This window comes from Aquabacterium sp. (genome assembly GCF_036279675.1).
Lineage (GTDB): Bacteria > Pseudomonadota > Gammaproteobacteria > Burkholderiales > Burkholderiaceae_C > Aquabacterium.
Window position 1 is genome coordinate 1 of the sequence record NZ_DASUIS010000158.1, and the last position, 10,201, is coordinate 10,201.

General features: G+C 61.4%; 4 protein-coding genes. 2 read left to right on the plus strand and 2 right to left on the minus strand.

Features of this window, described 5'->3' with window-relative positions:
- Nucleotides 1-5,529 (minus strand): DUF4347 domain-containing protein (locus VFW93_RS18815; RefSeq protein WP_329695485.1); only part of this gene is annotated, 5,529 nt, incomplete at its 3' end.
- 276 nt (nucleotides 5,530-5,805) lie between these two features.
- On the opposite strand from VFW93_RS18815, the gene VFW93_RS18820 reads away from it, so the two are divergent.
- Nucleotides 5,806-8,208 carry a GGDEF domain-containing protein gene (locus VFW93_RS18820; RefSeq protein ID WP_329695486.1) on the plus strand — a complete coding sequence of 801 codons (2,403 nt, stop codon included), beginning with the start codon at nucleotides 5,806-5,808 and terminating at the stop codon, nucleotides 8,206-8,208.
- A gap of 12 nt (nucleotides 8,209-8,220) precedes the next feature.
- Here VFW93_RS18820 and VFW93_RS18825 read toward each other — a convergent pair whose 3' ends face one another.
- Nucleotides 8,221-8,868, minus strand: coding sequence for a hypothetical protein (locus VFW93_RS18825; protein WP_329695487.1), 648 nt, complete (start codon nucleotides 8,866-8,868; stop codon nucleotides 8,221-8,223).
- A gap of 205 nt (nucleotides 8,869-9,073) precedes the next feature.
- Between VFW93_RS18825 and VFW93_RS18830 the strand changes: the two genes are divergently transcribed.
- A partial coding sequence (locus VFW93_RS18830) for an argininosuccinate synthase (protein ID WP_329695488.1) occupies nucleotides 9,074-10,201 on the plus strand: 1,128 nt, incomplete at its 3' end.

Below are 10,201 nucleotides of genomic sequence, written 5' to 3' on the forward strand. Positions count from 1 at the left end.
ACCAGCGTCCGTCGGCGATTCGTAGTCAGGTGCAGACACAAAGGTCAGAACACCAGTAGACGCGTTGATCGAGAACTTGGCTGCATCGGCACCACCAGTGATGCTGTAAGTCAGCGTGGTACCGGTGTCCACGTCGGTGGCTGTCACGGTGGTGACGGCCGTTCCGTTCTCGGCCACGTTCTTGGTGGCCGATGCGCCACCGCCATCGCTGGTGATGACGGGGGCGTTGTCGTTCAGGTCCGTGACCGTGACGGCAATCGCTTGCGTATCGGTATTCGTGCCATCAGAGACCTGAACCGTCACGTCATAAACGTTGTTGCCACCAGCGTCCGTCGGAGATTCGTAGTCAGGTGCAGACACAAAGGTCAGAACACCAGTAGACGAGTTGATCGAGAATTTGGCTGCGTCGGCACCGCCTGTGATGCTGTAAGTCAGCGTGGTGCCAGTGTCCACATCGGTCGAAGTCACGGTGGTGACGGCTGTGCCGTTCTCGGCCACGTTCTTCGTGGCCGATGCGCCGCCGCCGTCGCTGGTAATGACCGGCGCGTTGTCATTGACATCTGTGACGGTGACTGCAATGGCTTGAGTATCAGTCTGGGATCCATCACTCACCTGAACGATCACATCGTAGACGTTATCGCCTCCTGCATCTGTTGGTGATTCATAGTCTGGCGCTGACACGAAAGTCAGCACGCCCGTCGAACTGTTGATGCTGAACTTGGCCGCATCCGCCCCACCAGTGATGCTGTAAGTTTGCGTTGCGCCGGTATCCGGGTCTGTGGCTGTCACGGTCGTGACACTGCTTGTGTTTTCCGCCGTGTTCACGCTGGCGCTGGCGCCTCCTCCATTGCTCGTGATCACAGGCGCATCGTTGACGGCGGTGATGTTGATCGTGGCCGTATCACTTCCTGTCTTGGCACCACCGCTTCCTGTGTTGCCTTGGTCATCAATGCCCAATGTCAAAGTGTCACTGGCCGGCGGAGCATCACTGTTGATGATGTAGGAAACTGTGCCACTCAGACTACCGGCCAGCAAGTTGTTGATTTGGGTAACCGTGCCGGTGAGCGTGACAGACGAGGTGCCAGAGTTGCCAACCGTGACGCCAGTTGTCCCAGCAGAGACAGTGAGGGTGCCGCTCACCACGCTCAAGGTGGCCTGCACGGACGAACTTCCCGCGTCGACATCGGCAATGGTCAGGCCCGTGCCGTTCAGGGTCAGGGTCGTTTGCTCGGTGGCTGAGTAAGTGGTGGGTGTGATCGTTGCAGTTGGGGCATCATTGACTGCTGATACGGTAATCGTGTTGTCATAGTTGGCGCTACTCAATCCGCGTGCATTGGTGACAACAAATCGCACCGTTCTGCTGGTTGTAGACGGGGTGGTGCTATTCGTGTTGACATACGTGATGTTGTTGGCCAACGCGCCGACTGCAGCGTTGGACGCCGCACTGTTCAAGGTGATGACCAAGGCTGCACCACTTGAGCCGCCGGTGTAGGTGCCAATGATGGTGCCGGCATAGGTCACGTCGGAGCCACTGACACCAATCTGTCCAGCCCCGGTTCCTTGGTTTCGTATGCTGAGGACATCCTCGGTGGAAGTCGACCCCCCGGTGAAGGACACCGTGAGATTGCCGTCCGTGTAGCCTATGCCATCTCCGTCGCTGGCGGTGGCTGTGGTGCTCTGGTCAATGACTGCGGCTGACGCATCTTCCGTGTAGGCCAGTGTGTCGCCCGTGATGTTGCTCAGGCTGGGTGGTGTGTATCGGTTCCAGGCGAAGGCATAGTTTTCTCGATAGTGTTCACCCGTGCTGGAGTCGACCGTGGTCACGGTGCCCCATGCGCTGCCGTCCCAGGCAACCATGTTCAGGTCAAGGCCACCATCCTGATCAGCCATCATGATGGTGTTCGAGTACGGGTCTGAATAGAGCTTTAACGAGTAGGTGATGTCTGTGGCGCCCATGCTGGGGCCAGTCTGCTCGGTCGACCACCCTCCGCCACTGCTCCAGGTCTGGTAATACACGTTGGGGCCAGCAGCCTTACCGTAGGCGCACAACAGGTCGCCAGAGAGTGACTCGAAGGCAACGGCCATGGTGGCGTGATGGTCGGTGGTGTCGATGCCAGAGGTGGTCATCGCCTTGGCGTTGCCCCAACTGCTGCCGTCCCAGATGCTGACATAGACCTCATTGGCTGCGTCTTTGACGGCAACGGCGATCCTGTTGCTGGTGGCGTCAGAAGCGATGGCTGTCACGTACACGTCAGAACCGGCAGTAATGCCTGACGGTGCAGCAATCGTCCCCTCTGAACTCCAGCTCGTGCCATTCCAGGTTCGGTACTGCAGGCTCGATGAATTGGTTGTTGAGCTGTCGTAGACCACCATCGCCTCGCCGCTCTGTGACTCATAAGCGGCGTTGATCTCAAAGTACTGTTTGCTGGCGCCCAGGCTGGTGCCAAGCGATTGCGAATTGCCCCAACTAGAGCCATTCCAGACAATGGCATAGCAGTTGTCGCCCGTATTGGTCGTGGCGATCAGCACCATGCCATCGGCGGTGGGGTTGGATGCCAGCTTCATGCTTAGCGGCTCGCCCGATGATGGTGCGGTGATGGTGCTGGTGGACGACCAACTGGTGCCATTCCAGACCGCATAGGACAGGCCCGCAGTCCCCGTTGTCCCGTTGTCCCATACCAGGATGGCGTCGCCGCTCTGGCTTTCGTATGCCACGGCAAAGCTGTTGTACTGTGAGGCGCTAGCACTGGTACTGCTGGTCACGGGGATGCCCAAGGGCGCTGTCCAACTGCTGCCGTTCCAGACGATGGCTTCGATCTTGCCGGACACATCTGCAGATCCGATCATGATCAGTTCGTCGCGTGTGGGTGCTTCGGCCACAGCCATCATCGTGACGTCGTCGTCGAGAGTCAGGCCAGTCATGCCGCCTGGCGTGAATGCGCTGCCCGTCCAGTTAGACACCCACTGCGACGTCTGGTCGTTGTCATTCCAGAGAAGTTTGCCTTTTGGTGCGTTGGCAATGGAGGTCGCCGCCATGCCTAGTGAGAACTCCGAGGCACCCAGGTAGCTGGTTTCGACGTTGGCCACAGCCGTGATGTAGTCACCGACGCTGACCCCAGTCACGGTGATGCTGAACGTGGCATCGCCAGTCGTGGTGTCGGTCGTCAGGGTGGCAGAACCCAGATAGGTTTTACCTTCCCCGTAGCCGGTGCCGTCGAGCGCAGGGCTCGAGAACAGTTCGATGTAGACCGTATCGGCAGTAGAGTGATTGTAGAAATCGATGGAGCCCGTGATGGTCGTGTTAGAGCCATTGACCACAGCCGAGGTGATCACCGGGTAGTTGTTCTGCCAATTGGCGCCGCCGTCGCCGTCGTTGTAGTCGTTGGCCGTGACGCCGTCGTTCCCCAGGTCGATGCCGAGGCCCGTGTTGCTGTAGATTGAATTGCGATAGAAGAGGTTCTTGTCATAGGTGACCACGGCGATGCCTGCGCCGCCGTTCCCGGCAATGATGTTGCCGTCACCTGCCGACTTGCCGCCCACGGTCACATAGTCGTTGTTGATGTAGATGCCGGCGCTGCCGTTACCCAGCAGCGTGCTGCCGTCAGCGCCCACGCCGATGTAGTTGCCCTTGATCGTGATGCTGCTGGCTGCGCTCGGTGCGACGTGGATGCCATAGGTGCTGTTGCCCGAGATGATGTTGCGCGCGGCAGCCGTGTTGCCACCCACCGTGGATGCGTTGCTCGTGTCCAGGTAGAGGCCGACCCCGGTATTGGCCAGTTTGGCCGTGCCGGCCGCATTCAGACCAATGGTGTTGCCCTGGACGGTCACACTGCCATTGCTGGCAAAGATGCCGCCACCATCGTTGCCCGACACCAGGTTGCCGGCACCCGCCGTGGTTCCGCCGATCGAAGCACTGCCGGTGTCATCCAGGTAGATGCCGTAGCCTGTATTCCCCAGGTCCACGGTCCCGGTGTAGTCGGTGCCGACATAGTTCCCCTGAATGGTCACGGTGCCGGTTGTCGTGATCCACATTCCGCGGGAGGTGTGGCCTGAGACCACGTTGCCCTCTCCTGTCGCGGTGCCGCCGATCGTGATGTTGGTCGCTGACGTCTCCACCATGATCCCGTAGTTGGGGTTGGTGGTGCTGAACACCGAGGTGCCGGCTGCGTTCGTGCCGATGTAGTTGCCCTTGATGACGGTACCGTCGGCGCCGGTGCTCAAGTAGATGCCATAGGCTCCGCTGTTGCCCGAGATCACATTGCGATCAGCCGCCGTGGTGCCACCTATCGTCGCGTTGGCTCCCTGAGAGAAAATCCCGGACGTCGCGTTGCCTTTGCCGGTGCCTGCGTTGCTGCCATCGGCATAGAAACTGCCGATGTAGTTGCCGACGATGGTGTGGTTGTCCGAGCCTGCTGGCGTGTAGATGCCGTAGCTGGTGAAGTTTCGGATAACCAGGCCTCGCACTGTGCTGCCGTCCGATGCGCTGCTGAGTTGTAGCCCGTAGGCGCCCGCATCATTGCCATCCAGCACCACGGTGTGCAAGCCTCCTGCGACATAGCCACTCTGAGTGCTTGCATCTATGGTGACGGCTTCGGTGATTGTCGGCAGGCCTGAGGCCAGCGTGATGACGTAGGCCCCGGTGTCGCTGCCTGTGCCGGCCGTTCCCGATGAGATGTTGAAGTTGATGGTATCCGTGCCAGCGTTGCCGTTGGCAGAGGTGATGGCAGCTCGCAGAGAACCTGCGCCGCTGTCGCTGGTGTTCGTGACCGTATAGGTGGCCAGCAAGCCATGCCAGTCGGTCTGGTGCCACACATCAAGCGCAACGCCGGTGTTGATCTGGCCGAGTTGATATTCAAGTACCCAATCTCCTCCCTGGCTGCTGTCGCCGGTCAGGTCAGTGCTGGCCGCGACGTTGGCGCCGGTAAGCAGCTGAATGTCGTTGACGACCTGCTGGCCGCTCGCATCTTGAGCCAGGTCGCAGCCATACAGCATCAAATCCGCGTCTTGACTCAGCGACTTGTGCCACGACGCCAGATCACCTGCGTATTGCGACAAGGTCTGGGCATTCAAGGTGGCGTTGCCGAGTTGAAGATTGCCATCCGAGCCGTGACTGAGGATGTGGACGGCGTCAACGTCCTTGAGGGTCGCCAGGACGTCGCTGATCTGTTTGACGCCGTCGCTGTTGGCGTTGATCCAGTAGATGCTCAGCGTCCTGTTGGCGTCTACCTGTTTTTGCAGAAGATCGGCGAGTTCCTTCGCGTCGGGCAGCGATGCGTCGACAAATGCCACTTCTCTTTGCGTTACGGCCGTAGACGCACATGCAGGCGGGGTGTTGGACGCTGGGAGGGTACAGGTAAGAGGGGGCGGCAGCTCTGTATCAGGTACCAGCCCCAATGCGCCAGCCGCATCCGCACTGAACAGGATGCGTGGCTCCAGCTCCTCCATGCGGCCGTCAAAGCGCGCTTCTTCCTGTCGGGGGGCACGTGATGAGCGCAGACGGGCGAGCAGAGACCGGGCCTTGCTAAACATGCAGCCCTCCAGCCGTGCGAACACGGCTTCTCGCCTCGATCGACGCGACATCCAACATACCTGATCCGATCAGCGCAGCGGCCCCCGCAGCCATCTTGGGGGCGTGTCCGGATCTTGCAGGGTCCGGCTGGCGTTTAATGCATCGAAAAGCGTGACCTTGTCACGGTTTTCCTGCGGGAATAACCTTGCGCAGAGGCAGGATTTTTCTGGCGCGATCTCTCAAGTCAAGCGAAGGACTGGACGAAAACGTCGAATGTTCCAACGTTCGGCCGCCGCATGAACCTGTCCGTGTCCTCCCTGTCGTCCGCCAGTCAGCCAGTGATGGTCGACCAGGACCTGGACGACTTGCGTCGGCGCGGGCTGAAGCGCTTCTGGCTGGCCCTGCCCAGCTACGCGGCCGTATTGGCCTTGCTGTGCCTGGGGGCCTACATAGGTTCGGTCAAGGTCGGGGTGGCGACATTGATCACGGTGGGCACTGTGCTGTCCCTGGGGGCGATCTACCTGGCGCTCCACATGGGCTGGGCCGTCAGGACGCAGGACCCCATGCTGGCGTTCACGCAGTCCTCTTTCAGCATCGCGCTGGTGGCGATTGGTTATGCCTTGCTGGACGACCTGCGCAGCACGGCCTTGCTGTGGCTGAGTGTGATCGTGGTCTTCGACCTCTGGCGCCTGCCGCGTCAGCAGGTGCGGCTGGCCATGGCACTGTGCCTGGTGTTGCCCATGCTGGCGACGGCATCCCGGCACTACTGGCATCCGGTTCCCCTGAACTGGTTTCACGAGTTGTTCACGCTCCTGATCCTGGCCGTGGTGTTGCCTGTGCTGTACGCAGTCTCAGGGCAAGCGCGTGCGGCCCGATCCCGTCACGCACGCCAGAAACAGCAGATGGCCGAGACGCTGGCCCGGTTGCACGAGCTGTCCATCCGCGATGGCCTGACCGGTCTGTTCAACCGCAGGCACATGCTGAGTCTGCTGGACGACGAGGCCAGGCGCAGTCGACGCAGTGGTCGGCCATTCACGGTGGCCTTGCTGGACCTTGATTTGTTCAAACGCGTCAACGATGTTCACGGGCATGCGGTGGGGGATCAGGTCCTCAAGGCATTTGCGCATATCGCACAGCAGGTCTTGCCGGACAGCGCCGACATGCTGGCACGTTGGGGGGGGGAGGAGTTCCTGCTGCTGCAGTCCGAAACCAGCAACGATCAGGCCCTGGCAGACCTGCATCGCTTGCGCGAAGCCTGTCATGCGCATGACTGGTCGCAATATGCGACGGGTTTGTGCGTGACCTTCTCTGCGGGCATCTGCCAGCACGCACGGCAGGATCAGGTGGATCACACGCTCGAACTGGCAGACCGCGCACTGTATGCGGCCAAGGCGGAAGGGCGGGACAGGGTGCTGGTGCACGGTGAACTGGCCCCGACGCAGGATGGCGCGTCACGAGCTTGCAGGCGAGCCAATCTGGCGCCGGTCAGCGCATCTGCCGTGGTCTCGGATGTGCCGACCTGGACGGACCTCGTCATTGATGATCTGGACGAAAAGGTGACCCCGCTCGACAAGCAGGAGCCCGTTCGTGGGTGGCGTCATCGCCTGCTGAACATCCTGTGTGGTTCAAACCAGAAGCTGCGCCCGGCCATGGCCTTGTGCATGCTCAGCCTGTGCGTTTACCTGGCGTCCATCGCTGGCTTTGTGCTGTATGTCATGCCCTCCGGCTTGCTCACCCGCGCACAGGGCATGGGCTTCGTGGCGCACAACGTGATCGCGATCCTGGTGCCATTCGTCCTGCTGCGATCAGGTGTCACGGCCAAATGGCGCGACCCCTCCTTCGTGATGGTGCAGGTGCTGTGGGGCGGCACGGGCGTCATCATTGGCTACGGCATGATGCCCTCCACCAGTCCCAGTACCTTGCAGATGATTTGCTTGAGTCTGGTGTTTGGTTTCACCAGCTTGAGGCCCGCACAGACGGTCTGGGTCGGGCGCTATTACCTGGCCATGATGATGGGTGTGTTGCTTGTGCGGGCGCTGGCCGATGCGCCTGGCTTCATGCCGCGGCGTGAGTCGCTGGAGGTGGCCATGACCTGCATGGTGTTGTGGATCCTGACCTTGCAGTCGACGCGCTTGAGCGCCATTCGCCAGAAGGTCCGGCAAGAGAAGCGTCAGCTCATCGAGGCCACCGAGCGTGTGAGCCAGGTGATGGTGAGGGATCCCTTGACGGGCCTGTTCAACCGCCAGTACATGCAGATATTGCTGGACCGGGAGTGCGTGCGCCATCAGCGCTCTGGCAAGTCCTTCAGCGTGGCCCTGATCGATCTGGATCACTTCAAGGCGATCAATGACACACATGGCCATGCGGTGGGTGATGAAGTGCTGATCGGCTTTGCCGAGGCTGCACGCAACCACCTGCGTGACAGCGACGTGCTGTGCCGCTGGGGCGGCGAGGAGTTCCTGGTTTTGCTGGTGGGCGCCGACCCAGGTGCCAACGGCGTGATGGCGATGGCGCGTCTGCGCGAAGCCTTGTCGGCGCGAGACCTTGGTTTGTCCGACGTCGGGCTGACCGTGACCTTCTCGGCCGGTGTGGCCGAGCATCTGTCCGATGAGCCGATCGCGCGTACCCTGCAACGTGCCGATGAGGCGCTCTATGCCGCCAAGGCAACCGGGCGAGATCGCTGCGAACTGGCCGCCTGAGACAGAGGTGGATCAATCCCAGTGACGGTGACGGCGCCAGCCGGGCTCATAGGGTTCGACGTAGACCGGCTCCGGGCTGGGTGTGTAGACCGCTGGTGCGATGACGGGTGCTTGTGCCACCACGGGGCTCAGGGTCACCTGCACCGGGATGGTGGCGCCAGGCTCCTGGCTCATCTGCGTGCTGAAACGCTGGCCGGCAAATTCATAGACCACGTTGTAGGCCATCACGCGGTTTTCGTACTCGGCCTGTTGCTCGCAGCGGCGCACCGAACTGGTGGTGCCCTGGCGGCCATCGTTTTCGATGTGGTCGCCAGCGATGGCGCCGCCAAAGATGCCCAGACCGGTGGCCAGGGCCTTGCCTGCGCCTTTGCCCACCGAGTTGCCGATCACGCCACCAGCGATGGCGCCCATCACGGCGCCCGCACCGGAAGAACGGGGCGGGTTCTGGCGCAGTTCGTCATAACAGACCTGTCGGGGCACAGCAACCTGCCCGATCACCGGCGTGGCCGACACCACCTTGGCCTGGACCGTCATGGAGGTGGTGGACGGTGCACCCACCACATCGCCCACCCGTGGGCCGGCACAGGCGGCGGTGGACAAAACCAGGCCGATCAGGGTGAGGGCGCTGGCGCTGCGGGAGAGGGTAGAGCGGTTGAGCATGTTGGTCTCCTGAGGTTCGGGGCGCCCGATCTGGTCGAACCATGTGGTCGAAGCGGCCCTTGTGAAGCTCAACGGCCGGCCCTTGCCCCGCGCTGACGAGGCGCACGTGAAGTTTGCGTAAAGCCGCGTGAAACTGGCGGGCGTGGCCTTCCCTGGGCGTCAGGGCGTAAAATGCCGGGTTTCGTCTCTATCAATCGATTCGACCATGTCCAAAACTGCCAAGCCAGCCCGCGCCGCCAAGCCGGCCAAGGTTTCCAAGGCCGCTCCCGTGGCCGCCACCAAGGCCCCTGCTGCCGGCGCTCAGAAAGTCAAGAAAGTTGTCCTGGCCTATTCCGGCGGTCTGGACACCTCCATCATCCTGAAGTGGCTGCAGGACGAGTACAACTGCGAAGTGGTCACCTTCACGGCTGACATCGGCCAGGGCGAAGAGATCGAACCCGCACGCGCCAAGGCGCTGAAGATGGGCATCAAGCCCGAAAACATCTTCATCGAAGACCTGCGTGAAGAATTCGTGCGCGACTTCGTGTTCCCCATGTTCCGCGCCAACGCGCTGTATGAAGGCGAATACCTGCTGGGCACCTCCATCGCCCGCCCCCTGATCGCCAAGCGCCTGATCGAAATCGCCAAGAAGACCAAGGGCGACGCCATCTCGCACGGCGCCACCGGCAAGGGCAACGACCAGGTTCGCTTCGAGCTGGGTGCCTATGCCCTGCTGCCTGGCGTGAAGGTGATTGCACCGTGGCGCGAGTGGGATCTGCTGTCGCGCGAAAAGCTTCTGGCTTACGCCGACAAGCACGGCATCCCCGTGGACTTCAAGAAGCGCAAGGGCGGCGCCCCTTACTCGATGGACGCCAACCTGCTGCACATCAGCTACGAAGGCGGCGTGCTGGAAGATCCGAACTTCGAGCCCGAAGCCAATATGTGGCGCCTGACGGTGTCGCCCGAAAAGGCGCCCAACAAGCCCCAGATCATCGAGCTGACCTACGCCAAGGGTGACGTGGTCGCCATCGACGGCGTGAAGATGTCGCCTGCCCAGGTGCTGACCAAGCTGAATGAAATTGGCGGCAAGCACGGTATCGGCCGTCTGGACAAGGTCGAGAACCGCTACGTTGGCATGAAGAGCCGCGGCTGCTACGAAACTCCTGGCGGCACCATCTTGTTGAGCGGCCACCGCGCCATCGAATCCATCACGCTGGACCGCGAAGTCCTGGCGCTGAAGGATGACCTGATGCCGCGTTACGCCCGCATGATCTACAACGGCTACTGGTTCAGCCCCGAGCGCGAACTGCTGCAAGGCCTGATCGACAAGAGCCAGGAAACCGTCAACGGTACC

What these genes read in the sequence shown, in the direction of transcription:
- VFW93_RS18820 (WP_329695486.1), top strand. Translation starts at nt 5,806, where the DNA reads ATGAACCTGTCCGTGTCCTCCCTGTCGTCCGCCAGTCAGCCAGTGATG.
- VFW93_RS18825 (WP_329695487.1), bottom strand. Translation starts at nt 8,868, where the DNA reads ATGCTCAACCGCTCTACCCTCTCCCGCAGCGCCAGCGCCCTCACCCTG.